Source organism: Lacrimispora sp., from assembly GCF_031982545.1.
In the GTDB taxonomy this organism is placed as follows: domain Bacteria; phylum Bacillota; class Clostridia; order Lachnospirales; family Lachnospiraceae; genus Lacrimispora.
Genome location: NZ_DALYXB010000018.1, coordinates 65080 through 86458 on the forward strand (window position 1 = coordinate 65080; position 21379 = coordinate 86458).

Annotated in this window: 22 protein-coding genes; 10 read left to right on the forward strand and 12 right to left on the reverse strand. The window is 40.1% G+C overall.

Going from position 1 to position 21379, the window contains the following annotated elements; translation table 11 throughout:
• The first annotated feature begins 110 nt into the window (after positions 1-110).
• The 3 genes from fliD to ABS301_RS23500 all read left to right on the forward strand — a co-directional run bounded on the left by fliD (position 111) and on the right by ABS301_RS23500 (position 3377).
• Positions 111-2528 carry a flagellar filament capping protein FliD gene (gene fliD / locus ABS301_RS23490; protein ID WP_349674494.1) on the forward strand — a complete coding sequence of 806 codons (2418 nt, stop codon included), beginning with the start codon at positions 111-113 and terminating at the stop codon, positions 2526-2528.
• 15 nt (positions 2529-2543) lie between these two features.
• Positions 2544-2912 carry a flagellar export chaperone FliS gene (gene fliS / locus ABS301_RS23495; RefSeq protein ID WP_349674495.1) on the forward strand — a complete coding sequence of 123 codons (369 nt, stop codon included), beginning with the start codon at positions 2544-2546 and terminating at the stop codon, positions 2910-2912.
• 69 nt (positions 2913-2981) lie between these two features.
• Positions 2982-3377, forward strand: a complete 396-nt coding sequence (locus tag ABS301_RS23500; RefSeq protein WP_349674496.1) for a hypothetical protein — start codon at positions 2982-2984, stop codon at positions 3375-3377.
• Positions 3378-3383: 6 nt separating this feature from the next.
• Here ABS301_RS23500 and ABS301_RS23505 read toward each other — a convergent pair whose 3' ends face one another.
• Positions 3384-4097, reverse strand: coding sequence for a C39 family peptidase (locus ABS301_RS23505; protein WP_349674497.1), 714 nt, complete (start codon positions 4095-4097; stop codon positions 3384-3386).
• A 156-nt stretch (positions 4098-4253) separates the two neighbouring features.
• Between ABS301_RS23505 and ABS301_RS23510 the strand changes: the two genes are divergently transcribed.
• The gene (locus ABS301_RS23510) at positions 4254-5495 is read left to right on the forward strand and encodes a nucleotidyltransferase family protein (RefSeq protein ID WP_349674498.1); all 1242 of its coding nucleotides are present in this window, start codon (positions 4254-4256) and stop codon (positions 5493-5495) included.
• A gap of 2 nt (positions 5496-5497) precedes the next feature.
• Here the strand turns inward: ABS301_RS23510 and ABS301_RS23515 are convergent, their stop codons facing one another.
• The 11 genes from ABS301_RS23515 to ABS301_RS23565 form a co-directional block, all read right to left on the reverse strand.
• On the reverse strand, positions 5498-5752 hold the full coding sequence (locus tag ABS301_RS23515) for a carbon storage regulator (RefSeq protein ID WP_349674499.1): 255 nt from the start codon (positions 5750-5752) through the stop codon (positions 5498-5500).
• A 1-nt stretch (position 5753) separates the two neighbouring features.
• Positions 5754-6200 (reverse strand): flagellar assembly protein FliW, encoded by a 447-nt coding sequence (gene fliW / locus ABS301_RS23520; RefSeq protein WP_349674500.1) that lies wholly within the window; start codon positions 6198-6200, stop codon positions 5754-5756.
• A gap of 20 nt (positions 6201-6220) precedes the next feature.
• Positions 6221-6829, reverse strand: a complete 609-nt coding sequence (locus ABS301_RS23525) for a DUF6470 family protein (protein WP_277409021.1) — start codon at positions 6827-6829, stop codon at positions 6221-6223.
• A 21-nt stretch (positions 6830-6850) separates the two neighbouring features.
• The gene (locus tag ABS301_RS23530) at positions 6851-7861 is read right to left on the reverse strand and encodes a flagellin N-terminal helical domain-containing protein (protein ID WP_349674501.1); all 1011 of its coding nucleotides are present in this window, start codon (positions 7859-7861) and stop codon (positions 6851-6853) included.
• Positions 7862-7875: 14 nt separating this feature from the next.
• Positions 7876-9918, reverse strand: coding sequence for a flagellar hook-associated protein FlgK (flgK, locus tag ABS301_RS23535; RefSeq protein ID WP_349674502.1), 2043 nt, complete (start codon positions 9916-9918; stop codon positions 7876-7878).
• Positions 9915-10340 (reverse strand): flagellar export chaperone FlgN, encoded by a 426-nt coding sequence (flgN, locus tag ABS301_RS23540; protein ID WP_349674503.1) that lies wholly within the window; start codon positions 10338-10340, stop codon positions 9915-9917. The genes flgK and flgN overlap by 4 nt, the downstream gene beginning before the upstream one ends.
• Complete coding sequence (locus ABS301_RS23545; RefSeq protein ID WP_349674504.1) at positions 10333-10656, reverse strand: flagellar biosynthesis anti-sigma factor FlgM; 324 nt, start codon at positions 10654-10656, stop codon at positions 10333-10335. The genes flgN and ABS301_RS23545 overlap by 8 nt, the downstream gene beginning before the upstream one ends.
• Positions 10657-10759: 103 nt before the next feature.
• A complete protein-coding gene (locus tag ABS301_RS23550; RefSeq protein WP_349674505.1) occupies positions 10760-11809 on the reverse strand; it encodes a protein-glutamate methylesterase/protein-glutamine glutaminase in 1050 nt (349 codons plus the stop codon).
• Positions 11810-11949: 140 nt separating this feature from the next.
• On the reverse strand, positions 11950-12762 hold the full coding sequence (locus ABS301_RS23555; RefSeq protein ID WP_104438763.1) for a CheR family methyltransferase: 813 nt from the start codon (positions 12760-12762) through the stop codon (positions 11950-11952).
• Positions 12763-12775: 13 nt separating this feature from the next.
• On the reverse strand, positions 12776-13267 hold the full coding sequence (locus tag ABS301_RS23560; RefSeq protein WP_349674506.1) for a chemotaxis protein CheW: 492 nt from the start codon (positions 13265-13267) through the stop codon (positions 12776-12778).
• Positions 13268-13293: 26 nt separating this feature from the next.
• Positions 13294-15408 (reverse strand): chemotaxis protein CheW, encoded by a 2115-nt coding sequence (locus ABS301_RS23565; RefSeq protein WP_349674507.1) that lies wholly within the window; start codon positions 15406-15408, stop codon positions 13294-13296.
• Positions 15409-15533: 125 nt separating this feature from the next.
• On the opposite strand from ABS301_RS23565, the gene ABS301_RS23570 reads away from it, so the two are divergent.
• The 6 genes from ABS301_RS23570 to ABS301_RS23595 all read left to right on the forward strand — a co-directional run bounded on the left by ABS301_RS23570 (position 15534) and on the right by ABS301_RS23595 (position 21267).
• Complete coding sequence (locus ABS301_RS23570) at positions 15534-16955, forward strand: hypothetical protein (protein WP_349674508.1); 1422 nt, start codon at positions 15534-15536, stop codon at positions 16953-16955.
• Positions 16942-17289 (forward strand): EscU/YscU/HrcU family type III secretion system export apparatus switch protein, encoded by a 348-nt coding sequence (locus ABS301_RS23575; protein ID WP_349674509.1) that lies wholly within the window; start codon positions 16942-16944, stop codon positions 17287-17289. Before ABS301_RS23570 ends, ABS301_RS23575 begins: the two co-directional genes overlap by 14 nt.
• Positions 17290-17292: 3 nt before the next feature.
• Positions 17293-17940 carry a PilZ domain-containing protein gene (locus tag ABS301_RS23580; RefSeq protein ID WP_349674510.1) on the forward strand — a complete coding sequence of 216 codons (648 nt, stop codon included), beginning with the start codon at positions 17293-17295 and terminating at the stop codon, positions 17938-17940.
• Positions 17941-18024: 84 nt separating this feature from the next.
• Positions 18025-19392 carry an N-acetylmuramoyl-L-alanine amidase family protein gene (locus ABS301_RS23585; protein ID WP_349674511.1) on the forward strand — a complete coding sequence of 456 codons (1368 nt, stop codon included), beginning with the start codon at positions 18025-18027 and terminating at the stop codon, positions 19390-19392.
• Positions 19380-20450: an N-acetylmuramoyl-L-alanine amidase family protein gene (locus ABS301_RS23590; RefSeq protein ID WP_349674512.1), complete on the forward strand. Its 1071-nt coding sequence runs from the start codon at positions 19380-19382 to the stop codon at positions 20448-20450. The genes ABS301_RS23585 and ABS301_RS23590 overlap by 13 nt, the downstream gene beginning before the upstream one ends.
• A 25-nt stretch (positions 20451-20475) precedes the next feature.
• Complete coding sequence (locus ABS301_RS23595; protein WP_349674513.1) at positions 20476-21267, forward strand: lytic transglycosylase domain-containing protein; 792 nt, start codon at positions 20476-20478, stop codon at positions 21265-21267.
• Positions 21268-21379: the final 112 nt, after the last annotated feature.

Genomic DNA, 21379 nt, shown 5'->3' on the forward strand with positions numbered 1-21379 from the left:
ATTATCTTTAGTATACAATATGACGATAAATAAGTATAGCCAAAACACAAAAAAAACCGATTTTTGACGAAAATTGGATTATTTAGATAGTTAAGAAAGGAGTTATTAGTATGGCATCAGCATTGACCAGTATTAAAAACAGTTCAGCATCATCTATAAAAGGTTACGGCGGTCTGGCAAGTGGTTTGGACAGAGATACCCTGATTGAGGGAATGACAGCGTCCACAAAAGCGAAGATTGCAAAACAGCAGAAGAAAAAACAGACTTATTCATGGACTCAGGAGGCGTATCGTTCCGTCAGCTCAAAACTTGTGGAATTCTCCAAAAAATACACCTCATATACCAATCAGAGTACTAACTTGTCAAGTCCCAGTTTTTGGGCAAGAAGTAGTGTGACTACGGTAGGTGCCAACAGCAGTTATGTCAGTGTATCAGGAAGCTCTTCCCTTTCTGATAGTATGTCCATAGTGGGAGTGAAGCAGCTTGCCAGTAAAGCCTCTATAACTTCAAATGGGAATGTTTCAGATAGTGAGCTTGCTACAGGAAGTATTAATTTTGGATCAGAGTCCGTCAGCACTTTAGAAGGACAGTCTTTGTATTTTAAATATGGTACAAAGACTTACTCTGTATCACTGAGCAGCGGAACGGCATCTGACGGATTTACATACGATTACAGCACCGCAGAATCTGCTGAAAAATCGATTGCACGAGCATTAAAGAATGTTTCCATTGGCAATGGAAAAACATTAGCAGAAGTAATTGGGGTACAGACAACTGGAGCTAACGCTTCAGATCCTACAACTGCATTGGCTAAGGTTAACTTTATCTCGAAGGATACAGCAGGAAACACAATTCAGATTACTGGTGGAACAAGCGGGGCTTTAAGTGCGTTAGGAATTTCAGATATTGAAAGTGTCAGTGATGAAAACAAAACAATTACAGCAGATGGTTTTTCTACAGAATTGAAGAACAGGACTCAGAAACTGTTTGACTCAAAAACCTTCTTGGACAGAGTAGCAGGGAAAGGTGTTAGTTTCACTTATAATGGAACCACACAGACGATTGAGTTTGATAAGACCAGACAAAGTGAATACGGTGATTTGAATGGTTTAGCAAATTACTTACAGACGGAGCTTGCTAAAAAATTTGGATCTGGGAGAATAGCCGTTACCCCTGATGGAGGAACACTGAAGTTTGAGACGAAGATACCAAATACCAGTACTAATGGTATTACTAATGATAATACTAATGATACTTCTTCCGTATTGTCTATCTCATCAGCTGATATCGGTATTACCGGAAAGAATGGAGCTTTAAAAGTAGAAGCAGGTGAATCCAATCGTCTAAATTTAACATCATCATTAATAAATTCGGGGTTGAACAGTAATTTTGATGGAAAGACAGCAGATACAGAGCTAAAGTTAATTATAAATAATGTACCCATTACAGGACTTACTTATGGCAGCTCCATGAGTGATATCATGAGCAAAATTAATTCTTCCGATGCGGGTGTAACAATCAGCTACTTACAGAATGCAGATAAATTTTCTATTGTATCCAAAGGTGATGGTTCCGCTGGTAAGATTGAGTTTGGTCCTGATGATGATTCCAGTGTACTATTTCATGATTATACAACAAAGGATGGTCAGGATGCCATTGTCAGCGTAAAATATGCCGGATCGGAAACTCCGGTTGAGTTAATTCGTGGAAATAATACCTTTAATCTTGATGGTTTGAATATTACTGTAAACGGCGCATTTGGCTACAGCGGAAATACTCTGGCAGCAGGTACAGAACCAATTACATTTAATGCAAAAACTGATGCAGATACGATTGTATCAGCCGTAACCAGCATGATTAAAGATTATAACGACATAATTGAACTGGTAAACAAAGAAGTTTCCACTAAACCAAACCGCAGCTACGAGCCTCTTACTGACGATCAGAAAGAAGAAATGACAGATGATCAGATTGAGAAATGGGAAGTAAAGGCGAAAGCCGGTATGCTTTTTAATGATTCAGAATTAAGAGGTCTTTCCGATAGTATGAGGTTTATCTTCGATAGTGGTTCTGCAGATAAAGCAACTTTGGAGTCATTTGGAATTTCTACTAGCACCGATTACAGTGATAATGGAAAGCTTGTTCTTGATGAGACCAAGTTTCGGGCAGCTTTGGAGTCTAATTCTTCAGATCTTCAGAAACTGTTTACAAGACAGGCAGATTCAACAACAGATGACAAGGGCGGTGTTATGGCAAGGTTATCTGAGATCACTGAAAAATATGCTGGTACTACTGGTGCTACAAAAGGTATTTTGATCGAAAGAGCAGGTTCTGTATACGCACCTACCAGTATTCTAAAGAATTCCTTGCAAACTGCAATGGACAGTCTTGATGATGTGATTGAACGTCTTAACACTCAGTTGAAAACAGAGACAGACCGGTACGTCAAGCAGTTTACAAATCTGGAAACATTGATTTCCCAGATGAACTCCCAAAGCAGCTGGCTGAGTTCATCCCTTGGTTCATAAGAAACGGAGTGAAAGATGGCAGTTAATGGATATCAACATTATAAAGAACAGACTGTGAATACAATGACTCCGGGTGAAATGCTTAATCTTTTATATGATGAATTATTAAAGCGGCTTACCAGGTCCGAATTGGCATTGGATAATAAAGATTATGAGCTTTTTGAGCAATCCATACAACGGTCTGTGGATATAGTTACCTATTTAAGGGATACTCTTAATTTTCAATATGAGATTAGTAATGAGTTAAAACGACTTTATGACTTTTTCCTTTACGAACTAATCCGTATTAAGGCAGGAAGAAATGCTGCGATAATAGCAGAAATAAGACCTTTGATTATGGATCTGCGTGACTCCTTTAGAGAGGCACAACGAATCGGCGGTTGATTTCTACAGGCTGGAGAGAAGCTTCTCTCCAGCCATTTATCAATAATCTGCAAATAGGAGGTTATACATATGGAAGAATCCATACTTTTGGAGATTTTAAAAGAGATGCAGAAAAAATATCAGTGTATGGCAGAAATAGAAAGAATAACCCGTGAAGTGGGAGAATTCCTTTCCCGCAATGACCAAACTTCAGTACAGATGCTTTTGGGAATGCGTCAAGATGAGATGGATAAGGCTGATGTGATAGATAGGAATATAAAATGTTTAATATCTGTGATGTCTACCGAGGAAGCTCTTAAAGTGGAAAAGTGGTTAAGAGGGCAGGATAATTGCGAAACAGACGGTCAGATATCAGAAAAAGTTAATGAAAAAGGAAAGAGTATCAAGCAAATACTAAAACGCACGATTGAAATTGATAAATATATCAGTACGCGGCTTGCAGATACCCATTCCTTTTATAATTAAATAAGTTTAGTTCGGTGGAGCAATCGCCCAAAGGGGGCCACCGTTGGAGGCACGGTTATTCAGTTCACCAACTATTACATTTGGATCCCAATTATATTTTGTATTATCATAGTTATTAGAATCTGCAATTCGAAAAGATCCATCAGCATTGTAATTAATTATGATGATAAAATGACCCTGTTGAGTAAAATGCCCCTTTTTCATTAAGGCAATAACCAACTGTCCAGAATCCAGGGCATTTCTAATCCCTTCTACAGTACGGTTTTTTATTGGTGAAACTAAAAGACCATATGCGGAAGCACTGTCAGGTATGAGGCGATGATACGAACCTTCTCCGGGACACCAGCTGTTATTGGCCGCTGCCCAGTTAGCGATATCGGTCGGAAGCACCTGATTTCCAGTAAGGCTGGTTATGACCATAGCCATAACAGTAGGTCCACATCCGTAGGTAACCAAAGGGTCTCTTCCACCCCAAAGATAATTCCCCCACCTGGCATCTGCCTGATTATAATAAGTGAGGGGACCGGATACGCTGTCCAGCATCAAATCGTATTTGCCTTCCTGAGGGATATCTGCTTCAACTGTCTCAGGAAGTATAATGCTTGAATTTGGGGAAATATCAGCGGCTGATCCATTAATTTGATAGTTAGAAGAAAAAATCGCAAACGGGATGACGATTACGAACAGGGTTTTGAATAGTGATTTAAAGAATCTGTTCATACGGCTCACCTTTTTCTTTATTGTTATATGTAATTTATCGGATAAACACTCTATAAAGTTAAGATTAAGATGAAAAATCCGATATATATTATAGGGCTTGTATGCTAATACAGGTGGTGTGTGGCACATGTGACTTAATTAAGGATGGAAAAATGAATGATTAAAGGTTATGAAGAGCGGTATTTATTAATTATACTATCTGCAGTGATGAATCAAAAACCTTCACCTGAGCCAATACGTTCACTTGATTGGGAAAAGATGTTTCGGTTATCTGATTACCATGGCGTTGCACATGCTGTACACTATGGAATTTTAGGGCTTGATCAAGACATCCCTCAAGCTGTACGACAGCAGTTTTTTGATAAATATCTAGAATCAGTTTATAGGGTAGGACGTTTACAAAAAAGTGAAATGCAACTGGTCGCTCTGATGGAACGTGAGAGGATTAACTGCTTTTATATCAGCTATACAGATATAGTAAAAAATTATCCTATTGAAGAAATGTGTTGCCGTGAATCCATTGAGATTGGTTCCAGTAGAAAAAGTACCCGTATAATATGGGAAATTCTAAAAAAAGTAGATTTTGAAGATCGTAAAATGGATGAGACAGGCAGGCTGTTTTATCGTATTCCTGGAATACGGGTAATAAATTTTGATTATACACTATTTTTTAGCTCTTCCATGCAAAGATTTTTTAAGAAACTGCTTAAAAAAACTCCCCTTAAGAATGAAAACAAGAGTATTCGTGAACTGCCTCTTGATGACAGATATTTGTTTTTAATGTGCAGACTAACGAATAGTTATGCAAGAGGAGATATCAGTTTAAGCCAGATTATGGATTTTTGGATTTTTTATAAGACTTATGGTGAAGATTTCAATTGGCCTTATATATATGGCAGTCTTAAAAAGTTAAAAATAGCCGATTTTGCAGAGCGCCTTGAGCATTTAATTCTTAGATGGTTTGGCACTGGCGCAGTGATTGAAAATGTAGAGATCTATGAAGCTATGGAATCATATATTCTTTCAAAAGGAACGGATGGAAGAGAGATTAGTTCTAAGCTTTTGCCATTGATAAATACGGTTGCTGACTGTTATGCAAGGAATCGCAGACTAGAAGAAATAAAAAAGATGGTTATTTGGCTTTTTCCTGATCGTAGATATATGGAAACGATATACCCGTTGTTGGGAAAGGTAAAATTATTATTGCCGGTATTCTGGGGATTAAGGTTATGGAGATATTTAATCAGAATATGTACAAATCCTCTTCGTTATAAAACGTATCCTAAGTTAAAACGTGTGTTCCTTGGGGCAGTAAAAAGATTACCTTTTATTAGTAGAAAGACAAATCCGGAGAATACAGATGAAGAATCAAAAGAAACAGTGGAAATACCCAAGTAATATCAGGTATTTTCACTGTTTTTCTGTTTCTCTGAAAAAAATTCTTTCATTTTAGAAATTGACCCTGCATTCAGAGGTAGAGAAACCGCCTCCTGATTAGCAGAAACGGCTTCTACTAACTCGGATCTTAATATAGATATATCTCTGGGTGCATCAATTGCCAGTTTCACCCAGTCATTTCCAATCTCCAGTACAGTAATAGAAATATTATCGCCGATGTTTAGAGACTGTTCCTTTTTTCTCTGAAGTATCAGCATATTATTTCCCCCTTTTCATAAAATCTTTAATTGGATGACGGAATTTATAGAGAGGGTTATCTAATATTATCTGTTTTGCTTCTCTTGTATCTGTATTAACTGCAATCGGTGCTTTCAAATTAATGGTGCTTTCTTCCATATCATCATGTATTACACAGATGACATAATAGGATATATTTTTTTCGTCATAAGAAGCCTTTAACAAATTGCTATCTTCGGCAGATAAAGCAGGTGCGTATTCAGAATATAGTTGAAACGGATTCATAATTATAAAAGATACTCTAAAATCATCGATAGACTGCAGAGATATCAAAGCGTCACTACTATCCTGAAATGCAAGAGGTACATAATTTTTTAACTCTGAGAATCCAAATAATCCGTCTGAGAAATGAATCAGTTCCTCATCAGAACAAGAAATTGAACCAAAATATTGCGTTTTTATTTCCATGTGTACCTCCAGATATTAATTTAAGCCAGGACATCAATTGGTTCGTGATCAAAGTATTTAGCAGCACTTGGAGGGACGTACATTGGTTTACCAATATACTCTATTTCCACATCGGGCATTTGAGTGATTGAAATTTCAATGCTGCCAGGTATAAATTCAAAGTCTCCCTTAGCAGCTCTGATGTCAAAACTCATTTTATCCATTTGATATTTAATATTCAAATCAGGGGCTGACCATTCAAGATCAGGACCGCTAGTTGGAATAAAAGCTAAACCAAACTCACCGGTAGGCATTTGAGCACGTTGTCGGAAAATTTGATCGAGGGGATTTGAAACTTTGGCGTCTAACAATAGTGCAGCCTCCTCTGTATAGGTAGCAGTAGCTTCTGATGCAGCCTCCAAACCGGAAGCAGCCGCCTGACGGACGCTTTCCATAGTGGTTGGATTAATTGAACTGCGGGCATCGTAAGTATCAATGCTCAGCTTAATCGGCTTGCTGTTAATATCCAGGCTACCGCTTTCATTATTGATTAATACATCAGTCTTAGATTGTGAGTATCTAAGTTCGGCCTTCTGTATTTTCATCTCATATTTTATTGGTATGGTTTTTATCTGAAGCAATGGTTCCATATAAAATCCCTCCTATAAATCTTAGCGCATGAAATCAATGAAAGACGAGGATAAAATGCTAGTTCCAACCTTTAATGCAGCATTATAAGCGTACTGGTCCCACGAATAATTGGTGATCGCTTCCGCCATATCCACACCTTCCACACTTGACATTTGTTCCTGTATTGAAATTTCTGCATTTTCTAACCGGTCTTTTGTAGTGGTCAAAAATTCGGATCTAACTCCCAATTCCGTGATCTGATTTGTTAAATTAGCCCCTAATGTATCAAATTTATTCATAAGATCCCGAAACTGGTCTGCATCAAATGTTTCTGCCTCTAAAGAGTCTGCAAGTTTACCAGCCATCACGATTATATTATTGCTCATCCCGTTTTCATCGCTCCCGAAACCAACCGCATTAATTCCTGGGAGAGACATGTTGAAGGCACTTGAAGATACTACCTGGTCAAAATCATCCATGGAAAGTCCCATTCCGAGATCCACATACAGATTTTCATTTGACATGGTCTTAAGTTTTTCGTAGTCAGCAGAACCCTTGCTTGCGTTAACATTAATTCCACGATAGCTAAGCGTTCCATCTGAACTTAATTCAAATGGAGGATTTTTCCCGTCGGAGCCAGCAAAAAGAAACGTATCCTCATAGGTAGAATTGAGACTCAGCACCATGGATTGCTGGAACTGGCGGATTGCAGTTGCATAGCTCTGGCGTACCTCCTTTGTCTGGTTGGTTCCATTCAATGCCTGTATATTATAGTTTTTACTGATAGTCTTGACCATATCTGAGACCTGCCGCAGTGCATCTTCCTGACCATCCTGTCGGGATTGTGCTTCATCAAGCATTGTTAAATTATCCTGGTTCTTATAATATTTACGATGAAGCTGGGAGGCCCTCGCAGCAGAAGCTGGATCTTCGGCAGCAGTATTAAAACTCCGCTGTGTCATAACATGAGTACGTGAAATATTTAAGTTATTGATTGAAGTAGAGAGACCGCTTTTGTAATTTCTGATTAATGCATTAGTAGTAATTCTCATTTGTTTACCTCCTTTTATCTGCCGACTACTCCGGTACTGTTAATTAGAACATCGAGAGCCTGATCTAGGGTTGTCATAAAACGGGCAGCCGCACTGAATGATTTTTGGAAATGCATCAGATTAATTCCTTCTTCATCCAAAGAGACACCAGATACAGAATCCTTATTATTGGCAGTCTGCTGCACTACTGAAACATGATTATCCAATATTGCTTTGTTTGATGAACTGTCAATACCCTGATTATTCTCCAGAGTGGAATAGCACTCAGAGAAATTTCCGGTATAAAATGATATAGATTTTGATGTTTTATTGCCGCTACTATCCGTATTAGTATATTCATATTTAAATTCTCTGCTGTCAGTTAAAGATTTTAACATTTTTAAAATATTATCATTGGCTGTCGAGCCTGCATCCGGATCATGAGAGGCTATGATATGAATTGAGTTATTCATCCAATCATCGTTAATCTTAATATTTGAGGCAGTGAAATCCTTACTGCCGTCAGATGTCTTAAATAAATCAAAGTTTTTAATATTGCTGGGGTATGCTTTGTATAAAAAGCTTATTGTATTTGTATCTGTAAATTTTATGCTGGAATTGGTGATTTCTGTACCAGAGCTTAAAGGCAGATCACTGGCCCACGTCAGTTTCTTGCTGCTACTGTTATAGGTCCACTTACCATCAACCGCTGAGCCGTTTACATTTAAGCTGGCAAAATCCGTAGATAATCTGGTAGCTAGATTTTCCAGACTCTTATCCAAGGTATCACCAACTTTAATGGTGGTTCCGGAACCGTCACCAAAGGTATATACGGTACCATTAAAGTTAATTGTTTCACCGCTTAAGAAATTACCCGTTGTATTAGAAAAACCAAAAGCAAATTCTGCTTTTTCTGATCCGGTCGTAGTCATAGCTTTGGCAGTCCCGGAAGATGGCAAAACATTGGCTCCTGTGTAAGCCTGCATATTTCCATTTAAATCATTAAACGTCTTGGCAAAGGTCTGAACAATGGAATCAAGTGTCTTCTCATAATAACCAAAACCTCTGAAATCCGTAGCAGGATCATCCAGTTCTCCGGATTTGTTAAGTAAGTCCACAGTACCTTTTATAGATCCATCCTTTAGATAATTAGTAATATCTGTCTTTAGTGCAGAAACATCCACACCTTTTGGATAATTGGTAGCAGGAATAATAGATATACGGACAGTTCCATCTGGATTTCCACTTGAGTCATTATGTTCCTCCATGGAAAAAGAAGCAATATTTTCTCCATGCTCCCCGGCTGTCAGCTCATAACCTATTCCGTTGGAGCCGTTTAACATTACCACTGGGTAACTGTACTTTTCACTTGAACCGATTTTAACCTCTTTGTAACTTACGCTGATAGGAAGATAACCGGCGAGCTCGTCCAGCTTGTTATTTCTCTGATCCATGAGTTCAAGAGAAGGGTTACCTAATATCTGACCCTTCCAGATGGTATCATTTAATTCACCGATGTCAGAGAGAAGACTGTTAACAGTTTTTATATCAGTATTCTCCAGTCCGTACATGGTTTCTTCACGGGTAGTCTTCAAATCCGTAGATTTTTGATGAATATAGTTTAACAGAACCTGCGATCTGGAACGCACAATGCTGTCAAATTCACTGTTGTTTGCATTGGAGGACAGCTGGTCCAAGCTGCTGCTTAAATCACTAAGCGCTTTTTTTAACGCATCTCTGTCTGTTTCGTCAAAGATATCTGCCAGCTGGTCCAGACCTGCCTGGCGGGCATCTGCGGTACCTACCTTTGCAATCTGGTTCCGATACTGTACATCGAGAAATGGATCCCTGATCTGGGAAATTCCCGTGATCTCAACACCATAGCCGATCTTTGAACCCTTGCCGCTGCTGGTGGGGTCAGCACCCCTTAAATTAAGGCTTACCAGGTCTACCTGCTGTCTTGTATAACCTTTTGTGTTAATATTGGCGATATTCTGGCCTGTAACATCAAGGGCTCGCTGACTGGCGGTCATGGCAAGCTGGGCAATTGTGAAGCCGGAAAATGTAGATCGTGTCATATGAGACCCTCCCAATTCTTTTTATCTTTTGATGTATTCTGATGTGTTCGTATAATGGCTTTGTTAATATTATGTAAGCTTATTTCAAGCATAGCCCTGGCACTTTCGTTTGTGTTCTGAAAAAGGCTGACATTGTATGACAGAGTGTTAAACAGCTGCCGAAGCAGGCTTTGCTCTTCCCCTGTGGTGTTCTCCAGTATCTGCTGAAAGGTATATCCCTCAAAGCCCATGTCCTTCTGGCATGCTTCCCGCTTTTTATCCAGGCCTCTCAGCTTTAAAACTGCGGCCTGTTCCTTATTCATACAGTCTTCCACGTAAGTGACCATGTTCTTCTTTACTGCTTCTATCTTTATCTGTTCGATCTCAGTCAGCTCTTTGAAGAGCTCAACCAGATCTTCAATAATGGTTGTAAACTCATTCATTACTTTCTGCTCCTTTGTACCAGAGAATCTTCTCTGCGATCTTATTGGCATCTACCTGATAGGTACCATTTTCCATTCTTTCCTTTAACTGACTCAGCTTTTCGTCAGACGCTGGATTCTTGATTTCATTCATGAGCATATTCTTTAGCGTGGCAGCAAATTTCGAATCCATATCTTCCTGGGAAGCGGAACGTATGGTGATTTCATCGTAATTGTTTTTTGCTGATTCATAAGCCGGGCTGCTGGTTGAGTCCTGATTTTGTCGTATCATGGATGTATTATACAGCGTATTAAGATAATTCGATGGGATACGCATGAAATTACTCCTTTCTGAGAGCTTCAAATAACTTGACTTTTTATATCACAGTTATATTATCGTCATTTAATAAGAAATATTAACTTTTTATCATGGATTTTCTTTATTTAAGTGAGTATAAATGCTTTAACAGCACATTGGAGATGTTTGAGCAGGAAACCTGAGTAACAACAGCACCGATATTATAGGCAACCATAGGCATTCCGTACACCACGCAGCTTTCCGCATCCTGCCCGATGGTAAAGGCGCCTTTCTTCTTCATGCTTAAAAGTCCGTCCGCTCCGTCACGTCCCATACCAGTCATAATGATACCAACGGAGGAAGCCCCGGCGGCGTCTGCAACAGACTGAAACAGTACATCTACGGAAGGGCGGTGTCCGCTTACCTTTTCACCGGAATAGCAGTTTACGCTGTAACGGTTTCCCACCCGGACCACTTTCATTTGAAAATCGCCAGGGGCAATCAGTACCTGCCCGCGTTCAATGGGATCACCACTTTGCGCCTCCTTCACTTTCATATGACAAAGACGGTTCAAGCGGTCTGCATACATCTTGGTAAATCCCTCTGGCATGTGCTGGGTAACCACGATGCCAGGCGTATCTGCGGGAAGATCTTTCAAAACCTGGAGCGTGGCCTCGGTTCCTCCGGTTGACGCCCCAATTGCAATAACTGTATTATAGGCATTCAGGCCGAAAGGCCTATTTCCCCCTAATGCAGCCACAGGAATGGAAGTAGGAGCCGCCTTTACAGGCACCTTGATTTTAGCACGTGAGGCTATAAATATCTTGCTCATTAATGTATTTAAAAATGTATTGGTATTAATGCTCATGGACATATCCGGTTTTCTTACAAAGTCTACCGCACCAGCGGAAAGAGCCTCAAATACATTTAAGTTGAGGGAAGAAACCAAAATGACCGGAACCGGATAGGTTGGGAGAAGCTTTTTTACAAAATCAATTCCGTTTAACCGGGGCATTTCTACGTCCACGGTCACCACATCAGGCTTCACTAATGGAATTTTGCGTTCCGCATCAAATGCATCAATTGCATACCCAACTACTTCTATATTTGGATTCTGTGATAAATTGTCAATCAGAACCTTGCGGAAAAGCATGGAATCATCTACTATAAAAACTTTTATTTTTTCATTCATAATATACTCCGTTCTCTGTTGCTGAGTTCATACAGTCAGAAAATGATTTTAATGTCATCAATATTATATGGATAAATCTGTGTAATATAAAATCCATTTACCAGTTTTTATGCTGGTAAATAGATTTTATATTAGGCAGATTATTCTTTTCGGTATGTAGCTGGCATGAGATATTTATAAGGTGTTTTTTCCTTGTTAATTGTCTCCGAATGGCCAATCAGTAGATAGCCTCCTGGAGCAGTCGCGTCATAGAAGCGTTGTATTAAAGCATCCTTGGTGCTCTGGTCAAAATAAATCATTACGTTTCTGCAGAAAATGACGTCAAATTTTAATCGGAATCGTATGGGATCCATTAAGTTAAATGTCTGAAAAATAACATTGGATTTAATGGATGGTGCTACAGTATAAATACCTTTTTCTGCTGTTTTAACAAAATATTTTGATACCCATGCAGGTGACAAATTTTTAAGAGAGTCCTCGTCGTATACTGCCTCCTTCGCTGCCCGCAAAGCGTTCTGTGATATGTCGGTAGCAAGAACCCGGGTATCCCAGAGGGCGGCTTGCGCCCCCAGGGTTTCCTTTATAATCATTGATATTGTATAAGGCTCCTCACCAGAAGAACAGCCTGCACTCCATATACTTAAAACCTTGTTTTTCTTGGTTGCTAACAAATATGGGAGAATGGTATCACGAAAGAAATTAAAATGGGCCTCTTCCCTCATAAAATAAGTATAATTTGTTGTAAGCTTATTCAGCATTACTTCAAGGTCGGCTGGGTTTCTTGACGAGGTAATCTGATCTATATAATCTGTAAAGGAGGTATACCCCATTGATATAATGGTATTGGATAACCGTCCCATAATCAATTGCATCTTTTTAGAAAGATCGATCCCGTAATTTTTTTTCACGAACTGAACCAGCCGTGTGAAGTCTTGCTGTGAGAGTGTTAACATAGATAGCCGTCCTTTATGAGTTATTAACTAATGTTTCGCAATCCAGAAGCAGAACTACTTTGTTGTCCGGCATGGAAATCATGCCGCTGACAAGTTCTTCCCGGTTGCTTGCTGGAATTGAGGATATTCTGGAATAATCAATATCCAGAACCTGTTCCACTGCATCTACAATGATACCGATAAAAACAGAATCGACATTTAATACAATGACACAGGTAGTGCTGGTGTATTCAATTGCAGGCTTTCCCAGTCTGAGCCTTATATCAATAATCGGAACGATCTGTCCTCTTAAATTGATAATACCCTTTACATAGTTAGGCATCATGGGCATAGCAGTAATAACATGATTGGTAATGATTTCAATAATATAGTTTGTACTTACACCAAAAATTAAATTGTCGGTGCGAAAGGTGAGATAACGCTCCATGGCTTCTGTTGAGTCAGAGATAAAATCTGTTAAATTATCTGCACCATCCATAGCTGTTCTAGTACTTTCTGCTGACATTTGTATTCCTCCGTTTCCAATTAAAATTAATTATGAGCTGCAGCATACAGATTTAAAACGTCTAATATGATGCTGATATTTCCGTCACCAAGAATGGTACATCCGCTGATACCGGAATCTTTAATATTAAAGCTGTTTAAGTATACCGGAAGAGGCTTCACTACCACCTGCTGTTCACCCAGAAGATCATCTACAAAGAGACAGTAGGATTTATCCCCGGATTCAACCCATACCAGAATACCGTCTTCAATATTGGTCACTTCTGTTTCAATATTGTAAAGTCTGTGAATTCGGATAATTGGATAAAACTGATTCATGCATCTGATAATTTCATTTCCCTCTGTATCATAAATAACTTCTTCGTTCTTTACCTTAAAGGACTGGCGGATATTGGCAATCGGAATCGTAAATACGGATTTGCCTACGGAGATCTCCATACCGTCAACAATGGCCATGGTAAGCGGGATTTTTAAGGTGGTGCACATTCCCTTACCAAGATCACTTGTAATAGTAATGGTTCCGCCAATGGCTTCCACATTCTTCTTTACAACATCCATTCCAACTCCACGGCCTGAAAACTCAGTAACTGTCTCATTGGTGGAAAAGCCTGGGGCTAACAAAAGAGAAAGAATCTCTTTCTGGGTATACTCACTTTCCGGCTTGGTAAGAATCCCGTTTCTCTTTGCTTTTGCAAGGACACCGGCTGGATTTACGCCTCGTCCGTCATCACGTATGGAGATAATAACTTCATTGGTGGTATGACTGGCAGAGAGAATAATCTCACCCTGCGGATTTTTGCCAGCCCGGATACGATCCTCAGCAGTTTCTTCGATTCCATGATCCATGGAGTTACGCACAATATGCATGATCGGATCACCGATACTGTCCACAATGGATTTATCAACTTCCGTATTCTCACCAACGATTGTCAGCCGGACATCCTTTTTCAGTTTCTGCTTCATATCTCTGACAATACGGTTCATTTTCTGGAACACGCCGGAAACAGGAACCATGCGAAGAGACATAACAATATCCTGCAGATCATCAGTCAGCTTACGAAGCTGTCTGGTGGCCTTTAAGAAACTATCCAGATTCTTCATATTCTGGATTTCTGGAGAAGAAGTAACCATGGATTCTGTTATTACAATCTCACCCACAATTGCAACCAGGTTATCAAGCTTTGCTAAATTAACACTGATCAGATTCTGCTTACTGGGCATCTGATGTCCTGTGCTGGCGGCGGGGGCATTTGCAGGAGCGGCGTTTTCCTGGTTAACGGGAGCAGAAGCTGCCTCTACAGCCTTTTCTTCAACAGCACTTTTTGCCCGTGCATTCTGAATCAGTTCATAAGAGCGGAGGTTGTTCATATTATTGATCTGTGAAATTGCTGCATCTGCAGTCTCCCGGGAGTCAAGCGCAAGATAAAATCCTTTTTCAATAATAGAAACACTGCTCTGACTGTTGGTTTCCACATCGCTGGGGTAAAAATTAAATTCCAGACCGGATTCCTTTAAAGAGCTGATGAGCATAAATGCGCGGAGATTCTCCATTCCGCAGCCCTCATCAAAAAAGATGCGGAGGAAATAAGCCGCATTATCATCCGGACATTCTGCAAGATCCATACGAACCTCATCCAGATCTACTACTGCAACGGGAGCAGCTGGCTTTACACTTTCTTTTGCTGCCGGCTTAGCGGTTTTCTTGTTTTCTGGCGCAGTATCTTTATTATCCTTACTGATTTTTTTCAGGAAACTATTAATTTCCTCGGTCAGACTGTCGACATTATCACTAAGTGGCTCATTGTTTTGAACCTTTAAAACTTCGGCACGAAGCAAATCAGTAGAGCGGAACATTAAATCAAAAAGGGTGCTTTTGTGAGAACTTTCAAGTGAATCCAAGCCGTTCTCACGGATAAAAAAGAATAAATCTTCAATGTGATGAGCAATCTGCATCAAAGAGTTAAACTCCATCATTGCTGAAGAACCCTTAACGGTATGCATGATACGAAAAATTTCATTCACATCATCCACCGTAAAATCTCCTGCTTTTTCGGCTTCGATCAGGAGTTCGTCCAATTGCTCCAGTAGAGAATTGGTTTCAAAAAGATACATATCAAGCATATTATCCATGCCGTTATCCATAATATTTACACCGCCTTGTCTAGTATAGTATATAATTATTTATCGGTATGGCTGAAAAAAAAATAATAGTAAATCAAATAACCTTTTGAAAAATATATAAAACACCACTTGTATGGAGGCATAATATGGCAGATATTCTGAAAGTAACCACTCCAATGTCCGGCTATGATAATTCTACAATTAAAAACAACCCCCAGGCAGGCCAGGGACCTCAGATACAAAACCCTGTGGATCCGTCGAAAGTGATGCGTGGGGATAACCGGACTGATTCAGGAGGAAATCAGGAACAGCAGCTGGCATTTCAGTATCGTTCCAACTTCGGCACATTTCTCAATATGATCAAGAATACTCCGGATATTACCCGGATTTTTTCTGATGTTTTTTTCCAGGGAGAAGAGATGTTAACCGGAGGTGTGATGGGAGAAGAAGCAGCCAGACAAATAGCTTCTTTTTTTAAGGCCAGCCAGATGAAAGAGGAAGATGTCCCTGGGTTTTTAAAAGAACAGACAGAGTCTTCCGTCCGCTTCAACGGAGGAATCTTTGACCAGCTGAGGCAGGTCATGGCTGATACAGGTTCTGTTGATTTAAAAGCTGATATATTAAATTTTATAAAAAAGTTTAATGATATGTCTTCCGGAAAGCATATTCTTCATGATATATTTAATACAGTAAAAGATATGGAAGAGTATATATTCAAGCAAACAGCTTCCCAGCTGGAAGAATTGTTAAAAGAACTGGATTTATCTGCAAATGAAGGAGACACCCAGGCAAACGGTGCTCTTTTGAAAGAGAAAATCCTACCTTTTATGGGTCGTTATATTGCTGCAAACCATGATATGGGTACAGTACGTGATAAGATTTCCCTTTTAAGCGTTCTTATGGCAAGATATGAAAATGGAAACAGAGAAGATGTCCTGCAGGCATTTGCAAAACTTACGGGATATCAGGGATTTCGCAGGCATTTTGGTTCAACGACTGCTGAAGAGTTTGGAGAACTGCTTGGTCAGGTTGATATGGAGCAGGCAGCAGGAAAAAACCAGTGGTCAGATAAATTTATTGAATTTTTAAGAACAGGAGTAAGCGGCGGCGCCGGACTTGAAAACAGACAGACGTTTCTGAATATAATCCAGTCACTTGTGGTCAATGAAAGCGTTTATATGCCCATCCTTCATCTGGCATTTCCAATGGAAATTAACGGAAAGAAATTATTCTCAGAGATGTGGATTGATCCGGATGAAGAGGGTAGCAGTACTCAGGCAGGAGCCCAGCGGATTGCAAGGATTTTTATTAAATTTGAAATTGCAGAACTTGGACCATTTAAGCTTTTAATGCTTTATGGGGATAATACATCATCTCTCCAGCTTTATTATCCAGAGAAGCTTAAGAAATCAGAAACCAGTATCCAGAAGGGAATTAAGAGTATTCTGGAAAAAAACCACCTGCGGTCAGATCGGATCATTCTGCAGGCAGGAGAGGGACCTTCTTCTCTTGTATCAGTTTTTCCTAAAATACAGGAAAGGAAGAATACTGTCGATGTCAGAATTTAAAAGTACACTTAACAAAAAAGCAGTTGCTTTAAAATACGATGAATCAAAAAATACATCTCCAGTTATCGTTGCATCAGGGATGGGGTACACCGCAGAAAAGATTGTAGAGCTGGCCAATGAGAGCGGGATCCCTGTTTATGAGGACAATTCCCTTGCTACCATACTCACACAGCTTGAACTGGGGAGCCAGATCCCGGAAGAATTGTATCAGGCTATTGTAGATATCTACCTTTATTTTCTGGATTATGTACCTGGAAAACAAAATAGTATAATGAAAGAAAATTTGGAAGAGACAGAGGAAGAGGAAACAATAAAAGAAGAAACGGTGGAATAATTTATGTTAAAGGAATGTGAAAAGGCTTGTATCTATTCATTTGATGGAGTTTTTCTTGCAGAGGTAAAAGTGGTTGATTCCGAGAAGGATAATATGGCTCTGATTTTTGAAGAAGAGGACATGGATAAGGTTAATACGGAATCAGTGATCGTATTCTACGACGGCATACAGGGACTTGTAACGTGTAAATGCAGTTTGTCCGCAAGAGTCAAGGTGGTAGGAGATGAGATGGGAGACTTAGGGAGAGCCATATATAAGGTGCCCTGCAGAATAGATGAATTGATGGGTGTGGAACAAAGAAGAATAGACTTAAAGGTTCGGGTGGCAATTCCCGTTGTACTGGAAACTGCTGATGAACTGGGAAAAGTGACTCATATACCGGCAAAGCTAAAAGACATCAGTGCCGGTGGAATTGGATTTGAATCCAAAGTCAAGCTAAAGGAGAATCAGATTTTCTCCTTTGAGTTTGAAACAGATGCAGGAAACACCCGGTTAACGGCATCTGTTTTGTGGGTCAGAGAAGTTGCGGAAAAAGGAGAAGAACCTTTTTACCGTTATGGAAGCCGTTATTTTGGTTTGTCCACTTATCAGGAGTCTATGGTTCGTAAATTTACGTTTCAGGAACAGCTGAAAAGGAGAAAAATCCTGTAATTGCTTATGAATGGAGCTCATTATGCCGATACATAACTTACAGGCTTTATTGTATTTTAAAGTTATAAGGAAAGGAGCGAATGAATGAAACAACAGAGGAAAGCTTTGGCAGTGGGCATTATAAGCGCACTTTGTCTGTGTCTTACTGCCCAGAAGGTAACGGCAACAGAATCCATAAACTCAGTCAGTGTCAAGGTCTCATTAAATATTGAAGCGGGAGACAGACTGCCCGACATAAAGATTAATAAGACAGATGGAGAATGTTATGTAACTTCCGGTGATAAAAAATACACAATCAGAGATGCCGAATGGGTCACGTCAACTTCAAAGGATATGACAATCGGAGAAGAACCTAAGATGAATGTGACACTGACACCTTCCGATGAATATGACGCTTACTTTAAATCAAACTATGAGGCATCTAAAATTAAGATAAGCGGAGGCACCTATGTGAGTGCCAAGCGAAACGGCAGTGATCTGATTGTTACTTTAAGGGCTAAGGCAATTAAAGGACTGTATGCGGAGCCGGAAGATATCGGCTGGAAAGATACGAGACTGGGACAGGCTGTATGGTCCAAGGGAGATAATACCTCGGGGGCATATGAAGTCTGGCTTTATTTAGGTAAAAAGGTGATTTTTAAGAAAGAGCAGGTAAAAGCAACTACCTACAATTTCTATCCATATATGACGGAAGAAGGCACATATTCCTTTAAGATCCGGTCTGTTCCGTTTAAAGCAGATGAGTTGAAGAATGGAAAGAAAAGCGGTTGGGTTGAATCCGATGAACTGGTTATCATGGACAGAGATGTTTCTGATGGTACGGGAAAAGAATCGGATACAACAAAAGGGACTACAGCCAATCCGGAAAAGAAGACGGGCTGGGAAGAACAATCCGGCGTCTGGTATTACCGCTATGCGGACGGAAGCGTACAGGCAAACTCCTGGCTTATGCTGGATAATGTTTACTATCGCTTTGATGAAAATGGAAAGATGGTTACCGGCTGGTTTCTTACGCAATCCGATATTTATTATATGGCTTCCAATGGAGCGATGGTAACGGGCTGGAATAAAATAGATAACAACTGGTATTATTTTTATCCGGATAATGGCTATGAGGCTCCTATGGGGGCTGCTGCAACTGGCTGGCAGGTGATTGACGGTTACTATCGTTATTTTAATAACCAGGGTGCCATGCAAAAGGGCTGGGTCAACCAGGCAGGAAGATGGTATTATCTGAATACAGTACAGGGTAACTTAGAGGGGGCTATGTTAAAGGGGCTGTTTAACCGCGATGGCAAGACTTATTATACTGGAGAAGATGGCGTTATGCTCACCGGCTGGCAAAAGGTGGACGGGGTATGGCGGTATTTTAACCAGCAGGATGGAGTTATGGCTGTCAGCACGGTAATTGACGGCTGTCAGTTAGACGAGGATGGGGTATGGAAACAATGATTCAGATGAAAAGAAGGATTTTATTTAGTATCGTAATGGCTGTTGTTACAACGGCAGTACTCTCAGGAGCGGCACCATTAAAGACCTATGCAGACGAATCGGTTGTAATAAGAAGTCTGAATTTGAAATTTGACAGCCAGTTTGGCGATCAGGAAATTTTAATGCCTCAGGTATCAACAACCACTACAGGTGTATCCGTACAGGATCTTGTATGGAAGCGTGACATCAGCAAATGGAAGGCGGCAAAGGCAGAAAGAGTCAGTGTTATTTTAACTTCTTCAAATACAATCTTTGCAGAAACCTATAACCGCTCGGAATGTAAAATTACTGGTGCAAGATTTGTCTCTGCAAAAGCACTGGATAATAATACACTGGAGGTAAAAGTGGATTATATTCCGGTAGTTAAGCTGGGGAATACAGCCAGGGCTGGCTGGACTGACAGCAAAAAAACGAAAGCAGTCTGGGACAAGGTAGAGTTTGCTACAGGATATAAAGTATCTCTTTATGCTGATGATAAATTAAAAAAGGCACTTACAGTAGAAACCAATACCGTTGATTTATCAGATCTGATGGATAAGAATGCTGTTTATTATTATGAAGTCCGTGCCATTGGCTTTACCGCAGATGACCGAAAGTATTTAAAAGAGGGAGACAATATAACCTCTCAGGATATTACCATGGAGTATGAAGGAAGTACCTCCGGAGCATGGAAGGGCAGCACCTATGTAGAGGAAGATGGTGGTACCCCGAGAAACAGCTGGAAGCAGATTTTAAATGACTGGTATTATTTTGATGCCAACGGAGTACGCCGCACCGGTTGGGTTCAAACAGGGATCAGATGGTATTATATGAATCCGGCAGATGGCAAGCTCCTTACCGGGTGGCAGTTTATTAATGGAAAATGGTATTACTTAAATCCAACAGGCGGAGAGATGTTAACTGGCTGGGTTCAGCCGCAACCGGGAATCTGGTACTATATGAATCCAGATGGAAGTATGGCCAGCAGCACAAATATAGGCGGATATCAGATTGGTGCTGACGGAAAGTGGATACAGTAGATAATACCAACAGGAGGATGAATAAGTGGCGACGATAGATCAGTTGCGGATGATGACGTTAGGCAATAATCAGTCATTGGAGAAAGGACAAACCACAAAAGCTACGGCTGGAAATTTTAAAAAAGTCCTTAAATCAGTGATGGAAGTACCTAAAGATTTGGAATCCTTTTTTACAGAAGCTTCCAGGACATATGGAGTATCAAAAAAACTTCTGAAAGCAGTTGCTAAGGCTGAATCCAATTATAACCCGGCAGCCACTTCTCCCAAAGGTGCAGCGGGTGTGATGCAGTTAATGCCTGCTACAGCCAGATCACTGGGCGTTTCTGATCCATATGATGCGCGTAGCAATATATTGGGGGGGGCAAAATATCTAAAAGAAAAACTGGATCATTATAATGGAGATGTATCTCTTGCCCTTGCTGCGTATAATGCAGGAAGTAATAATGTGAAAAAGTATGGAGGAATTCCTCCGTTTAAAGAAACACAGGAATATGTGAAGAAGATAATGCGGGATATGGAAGTGTCAGGCGGTAAGGATGATAGCGCCGTATATGCTTCTGGTTATTCCGGGAATTCAGTTTCTGATCTGTCCAGTTACTTCTCTGATCAGGACTCCCTTAACGGTAATGGATCTCAGTGGCTGGATATTTTAAAATCGATAGCGGGGAAAACAGATGGCACAGATGTGGATCTGGCAACCCAAAAGACAAATACCTTATATCTGATTGAGCTTATGAAACTTAGAATGCAGATGGCTTCAACCGGGGTATCAGGTCAGCTTGATGTAAATGATTCCAGTAAGGTCAGCTTATTATAATATTTAATCTAAATACGCCATCAATTGTAAATGCTCAATTGATGGCGTATTTTTTTGGGCTCTTTGTCAATAGTTGGGGTGGGATTCATACGAATCCCGCCCTTTTCTTGCG